Source organism: Pseudomonas sp. EA_65y_Pfl1_P113 (genome assembly GCF_963970525.1).
Taxonomy (GTDB): Bacteria; Pseudomonadota; Gammaproteobacteria; order Pseudomonadales; family Pseudomonadaceae; genus Aquipseudomonas; species Aquipseudomonas tritici.
In genome coordinates this window covers 361,598-380,566 of the sequence record NZ_CAXAQM010000002.1, presented here as the reverse complement: position 1 = coordinate 380,566, position 18,969 = coordinate 361,598, and the positions used below count along the sequence as shown (strand labels likewise).

The 18,969-nt window shown below is 59.5% G+C and carries 15 protein-coding genes and 1 pseudogene; 13 read left to right on the top strand and 3 right to left on the bottom strand.

Annotated elements, in window-relative coordinates:
* Positions 1–413 precede the first annotated feature (413 nt).
* From AACY52_RS03805 to pgm, 3 genes are all read left to right on the top strand, one after another.
* Positions 414–1,838 (top strand): hypothetical protein, encoded by a 1,425-nt coding sequence (locus tag AACY52_RS03805; RefSeq protein ID WP_339530103.1) that lies wholly within the window; start codon positions 414–416, stop codon positions 1,836–1,838.
* Entirely contained in the window at positions 1,835–3,241 is a 1,407-nt protein-coding gene (locus tag AACY52_RS03800; RefSeq protein WP_339420166.1) for a PLP-dependent aminotransferase family protein, read from the top strand. The genes AACY52_RS03805 and AACY52_RS03800 overlap by 4 nt, the downstream gene beginning before the upstream one ends.
* Before the next feature lie 105 nt (positions 3,242–3,346).
* Complete coding sequence (gene pgm / locus AACY52_RS03795; RefSeq protein ID WP_339428336.1) at positions 3,347–4,990, top strand: phosphoglucomutase (alpha-D-glucose-1,6-bisphosphate-dependent); 1,644 nt, start codon at positions 3,347–3,349, stop codon at positions 4,988–4,990.
* 55 nt (positions 4,991–5,045) lie between these two features.
* Here pgm and AACY52_RS03790 read toward each other — a convergent pair whose 3' ends face one another.
* The gene (locus AACY52_RS03790) at positions 5,046–5,741 is read right to left on the bottom strand and encodes a pirin family protein (RefSeq protein ID WP_339420170.1); all 696 of its coding nucleotides are present in this window, start codon (positions 5,739–5,741) and stop codon (positions 5,046–5,048) included.
* A 219-nt stretch (positions 5,742–5,960) separates the two neighbouring features.
* On the opposite strand from AACY52_RS03790, the gene AACY52_RS03785 reads away from it, so the two are divergent.
* Positions 5,961–8,423, top strand: coding sequence for a UvrD-helicase domain-containing protein (locus AACY52_RS03785; RefSeq protein WP_339560255.1), 2,463 nt, complete (start codon positions 5,961–5,963; stop codon positions 8,421–8,423).
* A 23-nt stretch (positions 8,424–8,446) separates the two neighbouring features.
* On the opposite strand, the gene AACY52_RS03780 is transcribed toward AACY52_RS03785, so the two are convergent.
* Complete coding sequence (locus AACY52_RS03780) at positions 8,447–8,719, bottom strand: DUF1652 domain-containing protein (RefSeq protein ID WP_339420174.1); 273 nt, start codon at positions 8,717–8,719, stop codon at positions 8,447–8,449.
* A gap of 362 nt (positions 8,720–9,081) precedes the next feature.
* On the opposite strand from AACY52_RS03780, the gene AACY52_RS03775 reads away from it, so the two are divergent.
* From AACY52_RS03775 to AACY52_RS03735, 9 genes and pseudogenes are all read left to right on the top strand, one after another.
* Positions 9,082–9,786: a helix-turn-helix domain-containing protein gene (locus AACY52_RS03775; protein ID WP_370468005.1), complete on the top strand. Its 705-nt coding sequence runs from the start codon at positions 9,082–9,084 to the stop codon at positions 9,784–9,786.
* 49 nt (positions 9,787–9,835) lie between these two features.
* Positions 9,836–11,242, top strand: a complete 1,407-nt coding sequence (locus AACY52_RS03770) for an FAD-dependent oxidoreductase (RefSeq protein ID WP_339497714.1) — start codon at positions 9,836–9,838, stop codon at positions 11,240–11,242.
* Positions 11,243–11,286: 44 nt separating this feature from the next.
* Positions 11,287–11,390 (top strand): annotated as a pseudogene (locus AACY52_RS03765) (spermidine/putrescine ABC transporter substrate-binding protein PotF); the annotation flags it as partial.
* A gap of 4 nt (positions 11,391–11,394) precedes the next feature.
* The gene (locus AACY52_RS03760) at positions 11,395–11,745 is read left to right on the top strand and encodes a P1 family peptidase (protein ID WP_370467913.1); all 351 of its coding nucleotides are present in this window, start codon (positions 11,395–11,397) and stop codon (positions 11,743–11,745) included.
* Positions 11,746–12,108: 363 nt separating this feature from the next.
* Positions 12,109–13,542 (top strand): serralysin family metalloprotease, encoded by a 1,434-nt coding sequence (locus AACY52_RS03755; protein ID WP_339494568.1) that lies wholly within the window; start codon positions 12,109–12,111, stop codon positions 13,540–13,542.
* A 49-nt stretch (positions 13,543–13,591) separates the two neighbouring features.
* The gene (locus tag AACY52_RS03750) at positions 13,592–13,960 is read left to right on the top strand and encodes a protease inhibitor Inh/omp19 family protein (RefSeq protein ID WP_339437247.1); all 369 of its coding nucleotides are present in this window, start codon (positions 13,592–13,594) and stop codon (positions 13,958–13,960) included.
* A 103-nt stretch (positions 13,961–14,063) separates the two neighbouring features.
* Positions 14,064–15,815 carry a type I secretion system permease/ATPase gene (locus tag AACY52_RS03745; protein ID WP_339560254.1) on the top strand — a complete coding sequence of 584 codons (1,752 nt, stop codon included), beginning with the start codon at positions 14,064–14,066 and terminating at the stop codon, positions 15,813–15,815.
* The gene (locus AACY52_RS03740) at positions 15,812–17,125 is read left to right on the top strand and encodes an HlyD family type I secretion periplasmic adaptor subunit (protein ID WP_339494567.1); all 1,314 of its coding nucleotides are present in this window, start codon (positions 15,812–15,814) and stop codon (positions 17,123–17,125) included. Before AACY52_RS03745 ends, AACY52_RS03740 begins: the two co-directional genes overlap by 4 nt.
* A 2-nt stretch (positions 17,126–17,127) precedes the next feature.
* Positions 17,128–18,462, top strand: coding sequence for a TolC family outer membrane protein (locus tag AACY52_RS03735; RefSeq protein ID WP_339439229.1), 1,335 nt, complete (start codon positions 17,128–17,130; stop codon positions 18,460–18,462).
* 157 nt (positions 18,463–18,619) lie between these two features.
* On the opposite strand, the gene AACY52_RS03730 is transcribed toward AACY52_RS03735, so the two are convergent.
* On the bottom strand, positions 18,620–18,844 hold the full coding sequence (locus tag AACY52_RS03730) for a YgdI/YgdR family lipoprotein (protein WP_049708369.1): 225 nt from the start codon (positions 18,842–18,844) through the stop codon (positions 18,620–18,622).
* Positions 18,845–18,969 lie beyond the last annotated feature (125 nt).

Here is an 18,969-nt window from a genome sequence, read left to right as displayed (position 1 = left end):
CAATGATTGAATATCTGACACTACGGTTGCGAGCGCCTGAAACTAATGTCGCGGCGTTCACATGGCTTGAGGGAAATAGGTGCACTCATGAAAAGTTTCGTGCCCATGAGTGGGGAAGTTGGTTGGCGCGCGTGTCGGAAAGTTCTTTTAATAGTCGGTTAACGGCGTGTAAGAGCCTGTCGGAAAGTTCCTAGGACTGTGATCGGAGTTGTTTTGGCCCAATAGATCCAGAGGTTTACGCGCTTGCAGGTCTTGGGCTTTGCCCTCGGATACTCGTGTCGTTGTGTTGCACGGTGCTAGTGTCTAGTCATCGGCGTACAAAGCTGTACGCGAATTTCCTACAGACGCAATCGGTCGAGCAAACACTGTCAGCAGTTGCTTGAAACTAATATTTCAACTCAGGTAGTAAAACGATGAGCACTATTCACGAACAAGCTATGAACTATGTTTACCAACAAGTTCTGCAGCGGTTGATCGGGCACTTTACTCGCGCAGAACGCACGGCACTCCAATTGCTGGTCCAGCGAATCGTCGTGGCAGCCGGCGGCATGGAGCAAGTGGGCGGTTACAAGGTGCTGGTGGCGCATGGTGGTGGCGAAGTGAGCAGCTACACCTTGGCGTTGTTGCGTGCCGCGCAGTTGACCATCGCTGGCCGCGCCCCGCGTACCTTTCACTTGAGGGTGGCGACATTGCGGCATGCGGGCATGACCGAGGGCAGGCTCGACAGCCTCGATCAAGGCTATGGCCGCCTGTTTCTGCACGATGATCCAAGGGTTGAGTTACTGATGGTGGATAACCAGGAAGTATTGCTCTTCAACCACCTGCGACCCGCCTCTGTCGTTGGGCGAGAAAGCAGCCAACGCAACAGGTTGATTGTCGGCCATCTGAGTTCCGGTGATTGCCGCGCTACGGTGTGCAGTGACACCTACCTGGCATTGGGGGATTTTTACCAGCGCGTTACCGCTTGGAATGGCGGGGTGCACGCACTGGTCAGCGCAGACTCCCCGCGCAAGCAGAGACAGTTTCTTGCATGGCTCAAGAACACGGCAGTGGGCTCTGGCATAGCCATGCCTGAGGCCTGGCCGTCGTCGCTGACCGGGCTGTTCGCACGTATGGACGAATGGAGTACCGGTTATTACCGTGATGCATACGGGGAGCATTATGTCGCCAGTGACAACCCCAGCAAGACCGGCCACCGGAACCTGTCCTACATCGGCATTGCCGATTTGCTGGACAACGTAGACCTCCCATCCTCGCCCATGCTCACCGACTTCATGGCCTTTGCCCCTGATCCGCTGGGGTTTCATTTCAGCCATCCAAGCTATTCCATCCCGCTGCTGATGGCCCATCTGCGTGGGTTGCAGGCTCAATGCTTGCGAGATATGAGCTATGAAGAAGGGGTGCAAAGCTTTATCCAACAGGCAGCACACTTCTTGAGTCGCATGAACATGCCCGACGCGTTACTCACGCAGGCGGGGACGCGTGAAGGGCGCAGCCAGTCGAGCACTCACGCCCAGCAGTTCTTCGGCCTGGACGAGACTCAATTGATTTGCCTGCTGTTTTCGCCGTTTATCCATCATGGCGAACGCTTGGAAGGCTATTTGCGCCAGTGCCATCCCGGCATGCTGGTTGCTTTGCCCGAGCTGCACAAGGTCCTGCAGGGCAAGCCGTGCGCTGAGATGTTGCAGCAATGGGTCACCGACACCAGCGGCTTGCCAATGCCCTTGCTGCAGCACCTCTATCGCAAACGTCCGTTGGTCAACGCGGGCGGCAAATTGCGCAGCGCGGGTGCCACGGCCTATGACAGCGCGCAGGCCTGTCAATTGTCCGGGCAATGATACTGCGCGGCGAACGGCGGGCGGATTTCGCGTATCAGGCGGTTTACCGCTACATGATCAACCTGATTAACGACATCAGTACCGACGCGCGGGTAAAGCTGCCGTCCCTGCGGCAATTGGCGGGGCGCCTGAACGTGTCGATCTCGACCGTCCAGTACGCCTACTCGCTGCTTGAGAAGGAGGGCAGGGTCTATTCGGTGGCCAAGTCGGGCTATTACGCCTGGCCTATGTCGGCAAACCCGCTGGCGTGGGTCGCTGGCGACCTGCTCGATCGGCTTTACGCAGCGGCGCGCCGCCCGGGCATGGTGGTGCTCAGTGGCGATGAACCTGCGTTGCTGGTGTCGCTGGATAGCAACCTGTTGCGCCTGGAGCGGGAGTTGGTACGCCAATACCCGCAACATCTGCAACCCTGGGCCCAGCCCTGCGGTGTCTGGGAACTGCGCGCAGCGCTGGCGGCGCGTTATACCTCTTCGCCCACTCGCTGTTGGCATGCCGATGACGTCTACATCGGTGCCGACCTGCGCGGTGTACTGGACATCCTCGTCGAAGTCTTGGGCCTGAGGGGGACGACGGTAATTGTGGAATCACCCTGCGACTGGCTGGTCTTGCGCCTTCTCCAGGATGCCGGGGTACGTATTATCGAGTTGCCCTGGACGCTGCAGGGGCGTCTGGACCTGGTGACTCTTGACCAATTGTTGTGCGATGAGCCGGTGCACCTGGTGTTGCTGTCTTCGGCAGTCAGCCTGCCGGCAGGTGTGGCTATGCCGACCCAGGACCGCCTGGCCGTTGCGCAAATGCTCGATCAGTACGGTTGCTGGCTGTTGGAAAACGACACCTATGGCGAATTGGGGTTTACAGAACCGCAGGCAGCCTTGCGCGAACTGGTGAACCCCGAGCGACTGATGGTGTTTTCCTCTTTCGAGAAAGTCCTTGGGTCGGAAGCCCCTTATGGTTATCTGCTGTCTCGGCGCATGAGCAGTGAATTGCAGCGACAGTTCCTGCTGCGTTCCTTTCGGTTGTCGTCGATTCGCCAGCGCGCGATTGCCCGTCTTTATCAAAGCGGTCGCATCGACCAGCACCTGCGCACACTGCACCTGCAGTTGCGCCAGCAGGCAGAGGAAATGCGTCATCGCCTGGAGCAGCATCTGGGGGACCAAGTGGCCTACCGCGCGCCAACTGCCGGGGCGACGTTTTGGTTGGGCTCCACAAAGCCTGTGGATATGCGCCAGGTGTTCCAGCGCCTGCTCGCCCAGCAGGTAGTGATTGCGCCCGGCGAGTTGTTTAGTGTCAGTGGCCTGCATCAACAGAACCTGCGCTTGAGCTACGCCTTTCACGGGCAACCCGACCTGGATATCGCCCTGGCTGCTATAAGCGAAGCACTGCAGCAGGCACAGAACGGTTGATTGCGTGAAGTTTCTCTTACTGTTGTAGGATCGATAGCGTCGCGCAGCAGTCCAACTCTCAGTAAACTGCCATTTTTTCCAAATCCTTCTTTCCGAGGTTTATGCATGACAATCAGTCCTTTTGCGGGCAAGCCGGCGCCAGCCCAGTTGCTGGTGGATATCCCGCGACTGGTGACGGCCTACTACACCGGCCAGCCTGATGCAGCAATCTCCACCCAACGTGTGGCTTTCGGAACCTCCGGGCACCGGGGCAGCTCATTCGAATTGAGCTTCAACGAATGGCATGTGCTCGCCATCAGCCAAGCCATCTGCCTCTATCGTGAAGCCCAGGGTATCAACGGCCCATTGTTTGTCGGCCTCGACACCCACGCGCTGTCGACGCCCGCCGGTGCCAGCGCGCTGGAAGTGCTGGCTGCCAATGGCGTGCACGTGATGCTGGCCGAAGGCGATGAGTACACGCCGACCCCAGCAATCTCCCACGCGATCATCTGCTACAACCGTGGCCGCACCAGCGGCCTGGCCGACGGCATCGTCATCACGCCGTCGCACAATCCGCCGCAGAGCGGCGGCTATAAGTACAACCCGCCCAACGGCGGTCCGGCTGATACGCACGTCACCAAGTGGATCGAAGCCAAGGCCAATGAACTGTTGGCCAACAAACTGGCCGGGGTCAAGCGCATCACCCATGCACAGGCGCTCAAAGCCGACACCACCCATCGCCATGACTACCTCAACAGCTATGTGGCTGACCTGGTCAATGTGATCGACATGGACGCCATCCGCAGCGCCGATCTGCGCCTGGGTGTGGACCCGCTGGGCGGAGCAGGGGTGCGCTACTGGTCGGCCATTGCCGAGCACTACCGCCTGAACCTGGACGTGGTGAACACTGAAGTCGACTCGACTTTCCGCTTCATGAGCGTCGACTGGGACGGTCAGATCCGCATGGACCCGTCCTCCAGCTACGCGATGCAAGGTCTGATCGGTCTCAAGGATCGCTTTGATGTGGCCTTCGCCTGCGACCCGGACCACGACCGCCACGGCATCGTCACGCCGTCCGGTGGCCTGTTGGCACCGAACAATTACCTGGCAGTGTCCATCGATTACCTGTTCCAGAACCGTCCTGACTGGCGCGCTGACGCAGCCGTGGGCAAGACCGTGGTCAGCAGCGGCCTGATTGATCGCGTGGCTGCACGTATTGGCCGTCGCCTGTACGAAGTGCCGGTCGGCTTCAAGTGGTTTGCTGATGGACTGTTCGACGGTTCGTTGGGCTTTGGCGGCGAAGAAAGCGCTGGCGCTTCGTTCCTGCGCAAGGATGGCAGCGTATGGAGCACTGACAAGGACGGTTTGATCCCGGCGCTGCTGGCCGCGGAGATGACCTCGCGCAAAGGCCAGGACCCAAGCCAGATCTACCGCGGCCTGACCGACGCCCTGGGCGAGCCGTTTGCGATTCGTGTGGATGCCAAGGCCACGCCGGCGCAGAAAGCCTTGCTCGGCAAGCTGTCACCGGACCAAGTGATGTCGACTGAATTGGCCGGGGAACACATTCAGCAGATCCTTAGCCACGCACCGGGTAACAACCAGGCGATCGGCGGCTTGAAGGTGATGACCGAAAACGGCTGGTTTGCTGCACGGCCATCGGGGACTGAGGACATTTACAAGATCTACGCCGAGAGCTTTATTGGCGAAGATCACCTCAAACAGTTGGTGGAAGAAGCGCAGGTATTGGTAGACGGCGCCATCTCCGAGTAACACTTACAAAACCCAATGTGGGAGCGAGCAGGCCCGCTCCCACATTGGGACAGCGTCAGGCCAGGTCGACCAAGACAATTTCACTGTCTTCGATGGCGACAACACGTAACACCTGCTCATCCTCTACCGCAATGCCGTCACGAGCGTGCGCACGCAAGCCATTGACCTCAATCACTCCGGTCGCAGGCACCAGATAAGCGCGTCGACCGCTGTCCAACCGGTATTCAGCACTTTCCCCAGCCTTCAGATTCGCCGCAACGAGCCGCGCATCCGCCCGAATACGCAGGCTTTCGCTATCACCTGCCTTGCCACTGGCCAGCGTTACAAATCCTTCGCGATCACCTTTCGGAAACGGCTTGGCTCCCCAGGAAGGCGGCAATCCGGCTTCATTCGGGATAATCCAGATCTGGAAAATCTTGGTCGGCGTATCTTCCAGGTTGTACTCGCTGTGAGCGATCCCGGTGCCTGCACTCATGACCTGTACATCACCCGCTTCGGTGCGGCCTTTGTTGCCGAGGTTGTCGGCATGGCTGATCGCACCTTCACGCACATAGGTGATGATTTCCATATCGCGGTGTGGGTGCTGCGGGAACCCGGTCCCCGGCGCGATGATGTCGTCGTTCCACACCCGCAGGTTGCCCCAGTGCATGCGGTTGGGGTCGTGGTACTCGGCAAATGAAAAGTGGTGATGAGCGTCGAGCCAGCCGTGGTGGGCGCCGCCCAAGGAAGTGAAAGGTCGAAGTTCAAGCATGATCGTCTCCTGTGGATGCGCTTATGATCCTGCAGCTCATGATCGATAAAAAGCGTAAAAAATGCCTGATTCCTATCGATTTACTTGATTGCTTAGTGGCGTTTTGACTTTCAGTTCATCGCCTAACTGCATGACTGCAAAGCAATTGGCTGGAACTGAGCGTCGATTCCGGCGACCATGGGGCCTTATGTAAACACCTTGTTCACCGCAGGAGTCCGCGTGTCGCAACAACCGCCTGATTTGCCCCCCGAACTGCGTCCCCTGGCTGAAATGCCTTGGTTTAAGCGCCTGGCCGCGCGCCTGTTTGGCCATGGTCTGACTCGCTTGCGCGCCCAGCACCGGTTTTCATGGCTGCACGGTCAGGCCGACGGTTTTCGCAGCGGACATGAAGCGGGTGTGGAATATGGCTATCGCGAGGGCAAGGCTGATGGCCTCGAGGAAGGTCGGCAAGTGCTGCTGATTCGCGACTTCCGCCCGGACGAGCACCGTGCGCCGGGAGTTGATGACAGTCTGTTTGATGACAGTCTGTTTGATGACTGGCGCCTGCCGCTCACCGCCGAGTTGAAAAAGCGCATCAAAGCTGATGTTGCGCGATTGTTGCCGGCTCACGTCCAGCCCAGCGCGGCGCAATGGAAGATGATTTTCAGCGATACACCGTCTACCTCGGTGATTGCCGGTGCCGGTGCCGGCAAATCAACCTCCTTGGTACTGCGTATTTTGCTGCTCACCCATTACCTGGGCTTCGAGCTGAGCTCAATGACGGTGGTGACCTTCACCCGTGAGTCGCGCAAAGACTTCATCAACAAGCTCATGGAAGTTTTTAGTCTGTGGGGCCAACCCCTTGTTATTAAAGAAGCTCAAGCCGTGGTGCGCACCTTTCACTCGCGCATCCTGCCGATGGTGCGCAGCTTGCCGGGCTTTGAGCGCCTGCAAGCGTTCGAGAACCTGAACTCGGGCGTTGAAGACGCTGACAGCAACCCCTTCGACCTGCGTATCAACGAAGCCCAGCGCCAGCAGATGAATGCCTGCTATCACCGGCTGCATGGGCAGCACGCGCGTTTTCGTGAGCTGATTGCGCCGCTCGCGCGCCACGGGCTGCAGCTCAAAGAGTTGGAACGAGATCATCCGGATGTGCAAAAGCGCATGGCCGTGACCGAGTTGGCGGCCAAGCGCGATGAAGAACTCTGCGATGCGATCGAGGACCTGTGGTTCCGTGCGGGCGCCTGGCCGATCAAAGGCATTGAGCCCAATCGGCAGACTGTGGAAATCAATGGTGCGCAATTTCACTGCCATGGCTATATCCGCGAGCTAGACGCTTGGGTGGTACTGGGCTTTGATTCACGGGAAAACGCCCAGCTCAGCCGGCCCAACGCAAAGTTGTCACTGCGCGCAGAATGGGCCGTTAAGCGCACACTGTTTCAAGCTTTCTGCCGTAAGCCTCTGATATGGCTCGATAGTTATGAATCATCAAAGCGGCTTTTATGCAGCTTCGCCGGTGATGCCAATGCCGGGCCAGGCTTTGATTACAAGGTTAAAGGCGAATTGGCTTCGGCGCCGTTGCTGGACAGTTTCGTGATGGCTGCCGGGTTCATCGAGAACCTGGGCCTGGACGTACCGACTGCGGTTGGGAAGATGAGCTTCGCCAAGGATGACCCGGACCGCTTTTTCTTCGAAGCCCTGAGCATCTTCTGGAAAGCCCTGGAAGATCACCTGCTGGACCAGTCGCCACCGATCATGACCTACAACCGCATGTTCTCGCTGTTTGGCGAAAATACGCCGGAAAACCTCAAGCTGCTCAGCGACACGCTGTTGCGGCCCCTGTCGCATTTAATGATCGATGAGTTCCAGGACGTTTCGCCGCAAATTGTCTCGTGGATCCGCGCCAGCCTGCGCGAGATCCGCAGCCGTGGCCCGGCCATGCACGTCGGTCGCGGCGCCCAGCGATCATCGCTGCTGTGCGTGGGGGACGACTGGCAGTCAATCTACGGTTGGCGCGGGAGTTCGCCCAAATACTTTATGGCGTTCAACAACGAATTCCCTTCACCGGCCACCACCCGCGTGATGCTGGGCGAGAACTACCGCAGTCATCAACACATCATCGACGCGGCCGAGCATATTGTGCGTGCCGCGCCGGCGATCCCCGGCAAGAAGGCCAAGGCCAGTGGCGCGCCCAAGGCGTTGCAGCCGGTCAAGGTGCTGGAACGGGACGACGCGGCATTGGGGCGGCTGTTGCTGGAGCACTACCAGAAGGGTGATTCAGTGTTGATGTTGTATCGAAAAAGCAGCGATAAGCTCTTGATTCAAGAGTATATTCAGCCTGTAGTTAATGTGGATTCTAGCTTGCCGCCGTCGATGCGCAGGTTGAAGCAACTGACCTATCACAGTGCCAAAGGCTTGCAGGCTGATGTGGTATTTCTGCTTGGGGATTGCCAGCATGTCACGAGCTCGCCTTACAAGAACCAGGTGTACCGCATGGCGGGCCTGGGTAAGGAGGGTGATAGCGAGCCGTATGACAATGCGCAAAAAGATGAGGTGCTGCGCTTGGCCTACGTGGGCATTACCCGGGCTGTGAGCCACTGCTATTGGTATGTGGAAAAGCCCGAAGGAAAGGCGGTGAATATGCCTAAGGCATCGGAGCGGGTGGATGGCAAGAAAGCGTTTTTTGACGATCAACGCAACTAAAGACACACAGGACCCAATGTGCCTTAGGCCCGCAATGACTGCGGCGGCACAAACGACTCCAGCTCATCCTCCACCGCTTCAATAATCCGCTCCACATCCGCCGCATTCATCACCGTTGCACAGGGGATGCCGGCGATGGCAATCAGCGTCTCGCCGCTGGTGCGGTCGAACAGGCGGACGATCATGCTGCCGGGCGCGTCCATGCTGCCCTCGAAACCCATCGGATGAAAATGCCAGCGCATCAGCTGGCAGGCGTTGGGGAACGTCACTTTGTTCATGTTGCCTACCGTGTTCATTGAGCGCTTCCTTTAGCTCGCGGCAAGGGGGCCAGGACCTTCACTGGTCATGGCGTCGAAGCATTAAAAATAGCATTCGTTCGCAACCACAAGGTGACTTTTTTGGCCCCGTTCGGCAGTTGTTTTCCATTAGTTTGATGTGTGTCATGTCCTACTTGAAAGTAGGCGAAAGGCCACTAGTCAGACGTTCCAATTGACCATTGAAGGCCCCCGCGAAATTCGGCACTCTCCACGGTTTACCCGCCGCCGAGCCTGCCATGCCAGACATCGCTGCAGACGATGACGCCCCGCAATCACAGGTCACACGTGAACGGGTGATGCGCCACCACCTGTGTTGGCGCCATCGGGATCTTTAGGGCGTGATGTCCTACTACCACCCGGACATCCAGTACCACGATTTTTTCCAGAACCGTGTCGTCGGTTTTGCTGAGTTACGCGAATACCTGCAAGCCAGCATGCCCCGCGAGGCTGACGAGGCGATTGAGCATACCGACCGTATTCGTGCCGAGGGTGACACCGCGTTCATCCAGTACCGCATCACCCTGCGCGGCGGCCAGGGGCTGGTGTCGTTTCGCACCAGCGAGGCCATCACCGTGCGGGATGGGTTGATCTGGCGGGTCAACGAGTACGCGTCCCTGGTGCATGAGCAGCCGGCCCAAGCCGCGCGGCCTTCGGTCAGCCGTCTGGGCCTGTCGCCGCAGCAATTGGGGCACATGGCCAATGACCTGCAGCACTATTTTGAGCGCAAGCAACCCTACCTGGACCCGGAGTTGGACCTGCAGCGGGTTTCCAAGGAGTGTGGCTATAGCCGCAATCAGATTTCCTACCTGCTGAACCAAGTGCTGGGGCAGAGCTTCTACCGCTACGTCAACCAGGCCAGGCTCCAGCATTTGCTGGCCGCGCTGGATAACACCGTACCGCCGATCAAGGTCGACGACCTGGCATTTGCCGCCGGTTTCAACTCACTGTCGGCGTTCTACAGCGCGTTCCGCCAGCACACGGGCCAGTCGCCCAAAGCCTACGTCAAACAAATTTCCCTGCGTGCACGCACGCAAGACAGCCCATAACGGCGCGCTCTAGTATCCACCCTATCGAAACGAGGTAGGGGAACCTGGCATGCCGGCATGGCGCACTATCAGCTTATGGATGGACCCGTTGGACGACCCGCTGCAAGCGCGGCCGGCGCTGGCCCATGACCTGGACGTCAACGTGGCCATTATCGGCGCCGGTTACACCGGGTTGTGGACCGCGTATTACCTGAAACGCCAGGCGCCCGAGCTGAACATCGCCATCATCGAGGCGCAAACCGCCGGGTTCGGCGCCTCCGGTCGCAATGGCGGTTGGCTGATGGGCAACCTGCTGGGTGAGGACCGTTTGTTGGCCAGCCTCGCTCCCGAACAGCGCCGTGCCTCCTTTGACCTGTTACACGCCATCCCGGATGAAGTGGCCCAGGTGCTGGCGCGTGAAGGTATCGACTGCGATTACCGCAAGGGCGGCGCCCTGTACTGCGCTGGGCGTTACCCGGAGCAGGAAGGCAGCCTGCGCCGCTATCTAGACAAACTCCACGCCCAGGGCCTGACCGAAGCCGACTACCGCTGGCTCAGCCCGCAACAACTGGCCGAACAGATCCGCATCGCCAAGCCCTATGGCGGTATCTATGCACCTCACGTCGCGACCATCAACCCCGCGAAGCTGGTGCGCAGTCTGGCGCGGGTGGTTGAAAGCATGGGCGTGACGGTCTACGAAAACAGCCCGGTCACCCACTGGCAGTCCGGCAGCCTGCGCACCGCTAAAGCGGCTGTTCGGGCTGCCTGGGTGGTGCCAGCGGTAGAAGGTTATGCCACGACCTTGCCGCCACTGGGCCGTTACCAATTGCCGGTGCAAAGCCTGATCGTCGCCACCGAACCATTGCCGGCCAGTACCTGGGACGAAATCGGCCTGCGCCATGGCCAGGCCTTTGGCGAAAGCAGCCGCCAAGTCACCTACGGACAGCGCACGGCGGATAACCGCTTGGTGTTCGGCGCGCGGGGCGGTTATCAGTTCGCCGGCAAACTGCGGCATGACTTTGATTTGACCGACAGCGAAGTGGCGCTGCGTCGCTATCTGTTTGGTGAGCTTTTCCCACAGCTCAAGAACGTAAGGATTACCCATTCCTGGGGCGGAAACCTGGGTATGTCGCGCAACTTTCGTCCGCACATGCTCTGTGACCCCAAGACCGGCATCGCGCTGTCCGGTGGTTATGGCGGGGAGGGCGTCGGCGCTACCAACCTGGGTGGCCGCACGCTGGCAGACCTGATCCTGGGCCGGGACACTCCGTTGGTCCACCAACCCTGGGTGATCCGCGAACGCGGCCTGGATGCGCTCAAACCCTGGGAGCCCGAGCCCTGCCGCTGGTTGGGCTATAACGCGATCATTCGCAGTTTCGTCCATGAAGACCAGGTGCTGGCCAACCCCAATACCGCCCCTTGGCGCCGCAAGCTGGCCACCGGCGTGGCCGGTTTCATGGAGGGTTTCATGCACTAAGTCGTTTCACTCACATGGGAAAACCCATGAGCATCACTCAATTCAAAGCGCTGCTGATGAACGTGCGACCTTATGTGGCCTACTTCCCTCCTCGAAATACACCGCCGACCTGGCCAACGGCGATATCTGCGTGGCGGTCGGCTTCGCCGCTGTTGCCGCACCAATGGCAGCGACTGGCGCAGCGCGCGTCCATCGGCATCGCGCGTACCGGCGGCGGCACCGAGGATTCCAGCGGTGACCTGTTCCTGGCGTTTTCCAAGGGTAACCGGGATTTACCAGGGGCGGATTACGGGCGCAAAGGCCTGCCGTTCAGCAGCACGCTGCACAGGGTCAACAATGACCATATTTCGCCGCTGTTCAGCGCGGCGGCAGAGGCGATCATCAATGCGATCCTGGCAGGCGAGGACATGGTGACTGATGACGGCGTCCTGGTGCCTGGCCTGAGTGGCGATACATTGCTGGCAGTACTACGCAAGACGGGGTGGAGTATGTCCCGGCAATAGGGGACACGCGACGTTATTAATACAAGTAATGGCTGTTTAATGTTGCCAATGACACCCTGGCAATATAGTGGATCCTTTAATTAACAGCGTCGCTCAACGTGTGCGGCGTTAGCGATATTTAATATTTAAATAACTGCGCGCTGTTTTTTGTCGGACAAAACCAAGGCTGTCCAATAAACACGGCACTGAACTTAGTTGGGTTGAAGGCAGGCTGATTTTTAACGCTGGAAAAGAGCTAGACGAAAGATTTCAAGTTGTGTCAGTTTCGTGACGCCTTCAAAAGAGGCGAGTGATAGGACGATCTCGCCCGCGGGGTTCCTATCGATCAAAGACTGATGCACTTGCAAACAAGGAAGTACGTTTATGTCAAAAGTAAAAGACAAGGCTATCGTGTCGGCGGCCCAAGCCAGTACCGCTTACTCGCAAATCGATAGCTTTAGCCATTTGTACGACCGTGGCGGCAACCTCACGGTCAATGGCAAACCCTCCTACACCGTTGACCAGGCAGCCACCCAGCTGTTGCGCGACGGCGCCGCGTACCGGGACGTTGACGGCAACGGCAAGATCGACCTGACCTACACCTTCCTCACCTCGGCCTCTTCGAGCACCATGAACAAACATGGCATCTCGGGTTTCAGTCAGTTCAACACCCAGCAGAAAGCACAGGCCGCACTGGCCATGCAATCCTGGGCGGACGTGGCCAACGTCACCTTCACCGAGAAAGCCACCGGCGGTGACGGCCACATGACCTTCGGCAACTACAGCAGCGGCCAGGACGGCGCGGCGGCCTTCGCCTACTTGCCCGGCACCGGCGCAGGCTACGACGGCACCTCGTGGTACCTGACCAACAACAGCTACACGCCCAACAAGACCCCGGACCTGAACAACTACGGCCGGCAAACCCTGACCCACGAAATCGGCCACACCCTGGGCCTGGCTCACCCTGGCGACTACAACGCCGGGAATGGCAACCCGACCTACAACGACGCGACCTATGGACAGGACACGCGCGGCTACAGCCTGATGAGCTACTGGAGCGAGAGCAACACTAACCAGAACTTCAGCAAAGGCGGCGTCGAGGCTTACGCGTCCGGGCCGTTGATCGACGACATTGCCGCGATCCAGAAGCTCTACGGCGCCAACTACAACACCCGTGCCGGCGACACCACCTACGGTTTCAACTCCAACACCGGGCGTGATTTCCTCAGCGCTTCGTCCAATGCCGACAAGCTGGTGTTCTCGGTGTGGGACGGTGGTGGCAATGACACCCTGGACTTCTCCGGTTTCACTCAGAACCAAAAGATCAACCTCAATGAGGCTTCGTTCTCGGACGTGGGTGGCTTGGTGGGCAACGTGTCCATCGCCAAGGGCGTGACCCTCGAGAACGCGTTCGGTGGCGCGGGCAACGACCTGATCATCGGTAACAACGCCGCCAACGTAATCAAGGGCGGGGCCGGCAACGACCTCATCTACGGTGGCGGCGGTGCGGACCAGCTGTGGGGCGGCGCCGGCAACGACACCTTTGTGTTCGGTGCCAGTTCCGACTCCAAGCCAGGGGCTGTGGACAAGATCTTTGACTTTGCCTCGGGTTCGGACAAGATCGACCTGTCCGGCATTACCAAAGGTGCAGGCCTGACCTTCGTCAATGCCTTCACCGGGCATGCCGGCGATGCTGTGCTGACCTACGCCGCAGGTACCAACCTGGGCACCTTGGCAGTGGACTTCTCCGGGCACGGCGTGGCGGACTTCCTCGTCACCACCGTCGGCCAGGCTGCGGTCAGCGACATCGTAGCGTGATGCACGGGCGCGGCGCCTCGGCGTCGCGCTTTACGGATGGAGCATAGCGATGCAGCGTTTTTTCAAATTGATCGCCTGCGTGTTGCAGGTGATGTTCGTGTCGGCAGGAGCCCACGCAATGGCGAGCAGTCTTGTATTACCTACCACCGCCCAGTTGGCCGGCCATTGGCAGTTGCACCAGCAGGATCGGGTGTGCGCGCTGGACCTGCTGGAGCAGGCCAATGCCTTGGGCGGCGACGTGGCGTGTGTCGAGCAGTGGCTGGGCGACAAGCCCCTGAGCTGGTCGCCAACACCGGACGGAATTTGGCTGATGAATGCCGAGGGCAGCGGGATTACCCACCTGAACCGCCAGACAGAGGGCGGATATAAAGGTCGCACGCCCAGTGGGCTGGAAGTTGTCTTGCAACGCACACCTTAGTTATTGTTATACGTTTATAACTTGATTTTATTAGTTGGCCGCCCTGTGCGTCGGGGCAAGGGCAACTATCGCGCGCAATTTGGTTCAGGGAAGATCAGACACCATGGCTAAGTCCCATGCCGTCGCGCCGTTATTCAAGGCGCTGGGTGAATACAAGAGCATCTTGATCAGTGTTGGCTGTTTCACTGCATTGATTAACCTGTTGATGCTGGTGCCGTCGATTTACATGCTGCAAGTGTATGACCGTGTGCTGTCCTCCCAGAATGAAACCACCCTGGTGATGTTGACGCTGATGGTCGTAGGTTTTTTTGCGTTTATCGGCCTGCTTGAGGTGATCCGCAGTTTTATCGTGATCCGGATCGGTAGCCAACTGGAGCGGCGTTTCAACTTGCGCGTCTACAAGGCCGCGTTTGAACGCAACCTGCAACGTGGCCAGGGGCATGCCGGGCAATCCTTGGGCGACTTGACCCATATTCGTCAGTTCATCACGGGCCCTGCGTTGTTCGCATTTTTCGATGCGCCGTGGTTTCCCATCTATCTGTTCGTGATCTTCCTGTTCAACGTGTGGCTTGGCGTGCTGGCCACCGCCGGTGCCGCGCTGCTGATCGGCTTGGCATGCCTGAATGAATACCTGACCAAAAAGCCGTTGGGGGAGGCCAGCGGTTACTCCCAGCAATCCACGCAATTGGCCACCAGCCACTTGCACAATGCCGAGACCATTCAGGCCATGGGCATGCTCGGCGCGCTGCGCAAACGCTGGTTTGCGGTGCATTCGCGGTTCCTTGGCCTGCAGAACAAGGCCAGTGATACCGGTTCGGTGGTCACGTCATTGAGCAAGTCCCTGCGCCTGTGCCTGCAATCGCTGGTGCTGGGGCTTGGCGCTTTACTGGTGATCAGAGGCGATATGACCGCCGGGATGATGATTGCCGGTTCGATCCTGATGGGCCGGGTGCTCAGCCCCATCGACCAGTTGATTGCGGTGTGGAAGCAGTGGAGTTCGGCCAAGCTGGCCTACCAGCGGCTGGATGAGTTGCTTCGCGAGTTTCCTCCGCAAGTGGAGCAGATGAAATTGCCGACGCCGCTCGGCCAAATCAGTTTCGAACAGGTCAGTGCGGGCCCGCCCGGAAAGCGTGTGGCGACCTTGCAGCAGGTCAGCTTCAACTTGGGCGCCGGTGAAGTGCTCGGTGTGCTCGGCGCATCGGGCTCTGGCAAATCCACCCTGGCGCGTGTGTTGGTGGGGATATGGCCGACGCTGGCCGGCACCGTGCGCCTGGATGGCGCGGATATTCATCGCTGGGACCGCAACGACCTGGGGCCGCACATCGGCTACTTGCCCCAGGACATCGAACTGTTCAGCGGCAGCATCGCCGACAACATCGCGCGCTTTCGCGAAGCTGATCCCGAATCAGTGGTGCGCGCCGCGCAGCAGGCGGGCGTGCATGAACTGATCCTGCGGTTGCCCCAGGGCTACGACACCGTTTTGGGCGACAACGGCGGTTGCCTGTCCGGCGGCCAGAAACAACGGGTGGCGCTGGCCCGCGCATTGTATGGCGGCCCGCGTCTGATCGTGCTGGATGAGCCCAACTCCAACCTCGACACCGTCGGCGAAGCCGCCCTGGCCAGCGCCATCGTGCAGATGAAAGCCCAGGGCAGCAGCGTGGTGCTGGTGACCCATCGCTCTTCGGCGCTGGCCCAGGCCGATAAGCTGCTGGTGCTCAGTGAAGGGCATTTGCAGGCGTTCGGGCCGAGCCAGGAGGTGCTGCGGGCGTTGTCGGGTCAGCAGGAAGCACCGAAGGAAAAAACCGGCGTCAGTTTCAGTCGTCAGTACCAGGCCGGAAGGAATCCAGGCGCATGAGCAGCATCACTTTTGAACCGCGTTTCAAAGAGCGCGACGCCGGGTTCTTCGCCCGAATGGGCTGGTTGCTGACGGTAGTCGGTGCCGGCGGATTTTTCCTGTGGGCCAGCCTGGCCCCGTTGGACCAGGGCATTCCTGTACAGGGCACGGTGGTGGTATCCGGCAAGCGCAAAGCTGTGCAAACCCTCAGCCCTGGTGTGGTCAGCCAGATTCTGGTGAAGGAGGGCGAAACGGTTAAACAAGGCCAACCGCTGTTTCGCCTCGACCAGACCCAGCACCAGGCCGACGTGCAGTCACTGCAAGCCCAGTACCGCATGGCCTGGGCCAGCGTGGCGCGTTGGCAGAGCGAGCGTGACAACCAAACCCGCATTACCTTTCCTGCCGAGCTGGGCACCAATCCCGACCCAGCCCTGGCGCTGGTGCTGGAAGGCCAGCGCCAACTCTTCAGCAGCCGTCGCGAAGCGTTTGCCCGCGAACAGGCCGGTATCCGCGCCAATATTGAAGGTGCCACTGCGCAACTGAACGGCATGCGCCGTGCCCGCAGCGACCTGACGGCGCAGGCCCAATCCTTGCGCGAGCAACTCGGCAACCTGCAACCGTTGGCCGACAACGGTTACATCCCGCGCAACCGGCTGATGGAGTACCAGCGGCAGTTGTCCCAAGTCCAACAGGACTTGGCGCAGAACACCGGCGAAAGTGGACGCGTGGAGCAGGGCATCCTTGAATCGCGCTTGAAATTGCAGCAGCACAGCGAGGAATACCAGAAGGAAGTGCGCAGCCAATTGGCCGACGCACAACTGCGCAGCCTGACCCTGGAGCAGCAACTCACCTCGGCCGGGTTCGACCTGCAACACAGCGAAATCAATGCACCGGCGGATGGCATCGCGGTCAACCTCAGCGTGCACACCGTCGGTGCCGTGGTGCGCGCCGGCGAGACCTTGCTGGAGATCGTGCCCCAGGACACGCGCCTGGAAGTGGAAGGGCACTTGCCGGTGCACCTGGTGGACAAAGTGGGTACGCACCTGCCGGTCGACATCCTTTTCACCGCCTTCAACCAGAGCCGCACACCGCGTGTTCCGGGCGAGGTCAGCCTGATTTCGGCCGACCAGATGCTCGATGAAAAAACTGGCGTGCCGTATTACGTGCTGCGCTCCACAGTCAGCGACGCGGCACTGGAAAAACTCCACGGGTTGGTGATCAAGCCAGGCATGCCCGCCGAGATGTTCGTGCGTACCGGCGAGCGCTCGTTGCTCAATTACCTGTTCAAGCCGCTGCTCGACCGCGCCGGCTCCGCGTTGACCGAGGAATAGACATGAAAGCTGTGTTTATCACCTTGCTGTTGACCTGCGCCAACGCCCAGGCCGCCATGGGCCCGTTCGATGTGTACGAGCAGGCCTTGCGTAACGACCCGGTGTTCCTCGGCGCTATCAAGGAGCGTGACGCCGGCCTGGAGAATCGCGCCATTGGCCGTGCGGGCTTGTTGCCCAAACTGTCGTACAACTACAACAAGGGTCGCAATAACTCCCAGGCCACCTTGCCGGACGGGCGCGGCGGCAGTTATCACGACGACCGCAACTACAACAGCTACGGTTCTACCTTCAGCCTGCAACAGCCGCTGCTCGACTACGAGGCCTACGCCAACTACCGCAAAGGCGTGGCCCAGGCGCTGTTCGCCGATGAAAGCTTTCGCGACAAGAGCCAGGCGCTGCTGGTGCGCGTGCTGACGTATTACACCGAGGCGTTGTTTGCCCAGGACCAGATCGACATCGCCCGCGCCAAGAAGAGGGCCTTCGAGCAGCAGTTCCAGCAAAACCAGCACCTGTTCCAGCAGGGCGAGGGTACTCGCACGGACATTCTGGAAGCCGAGTCGCGCTACGAACTGGCCACCGCCGAAGAAATCCAGGCGATGGATGAACAGGACGCGTCCTTGCGCGAGCTGGGTGCATTGATCGGCGTGCAAAGCGTCAACATCAATGACCTGGCCCCTTTGAACCAGGGGTTTGTCGCGTTCACCTTGACCCCGGCCAACTATGACACCTGGCATGAACTGGCGATCAGCAACAACCCCACGCTGGCGTCCCAGCGCCAGGCCCTGGAAGTGGCGCGTTATGAGGTGGAGCGCAACCGCGCCGGGCATTTGCCCAAGGTCACGGCGTACGCCAGTTCGCGCCAGCAGGAGTCCGACAGCGGCAATACCTACAACCAACGCTATGACACCAACACCATCGGCGTCGAAGTCAGCCTGCCGCTGTATGCCGGTGGCGGTATCTCGGCGTCCACCCGCCAGGCCAGCCGCGCCATGGAGCAGGCCGAGTACGAGCTGGAGGGCAAGACCCGCGAAACCCTGATCGAGTTGCGTCGCCAGTTCAGTGCGTGTCTGTCGGGGGTGAGCAAGTTGCGGGCGTACCAGAAGGCGTTGGTGTCAGCCGAAGCGCTGGTGGTGTCGACCAAGCAAAGCATCCTCGGGGGGGAGCGGGTCAACCTTGATGCGCTGAACGCTGAGCAGCAGCTGTACAGCACCCGGCGTGACCTGGCGCAGGCGCGGTATGACTATTTGATGGCTTGGACCAAGTTGCATTATTACGCGGGGAATCTGCGGGATACTGATTTGGCGAAGGTGGATGAGGCGTTTGGGCCGCGATTGTAGCGGTGGTTTTTTGGGGGGAGATGGACATCAGCCGGGGCTGGAATGCAATTCACTGTGGGAGCGGGCTTGCCCGCGATGGCGGAGTGTCATGCAGCGGCTATGTACCTGAGATACCGCTATCGCAGGCAAGCCAGCTCCCACATTTGACCTGCGTTGCCTAATCTTCCTTGCGCACGGTGGCTACGTCGTCGGCTTTGACACGGATGCGTTTGCCGGCGATGTCGGTGAATTCGTAGAAGCCGTCGGCAGTCTTGGTTTTTGGGGTGTCCTTGGTCAAATACTGTGTGCCATTTTGCAGCGTTACCACGGTTTGCGTCGCGCAACCGGCCAATACCAGAAAAGTGAGTGCAACCAGTGGCAGACCCAAATTCTTCATGTTCATAACCCTTACCTTAACCCTGAAAAGTCCCACGCCAGAGGCCGCGGGCCACAAATGTTACGCCATCGACTCACCCATCTGATCACTTTTACGTAAAAAGTTGCAGGCGCCATTTATCTATTACCGAT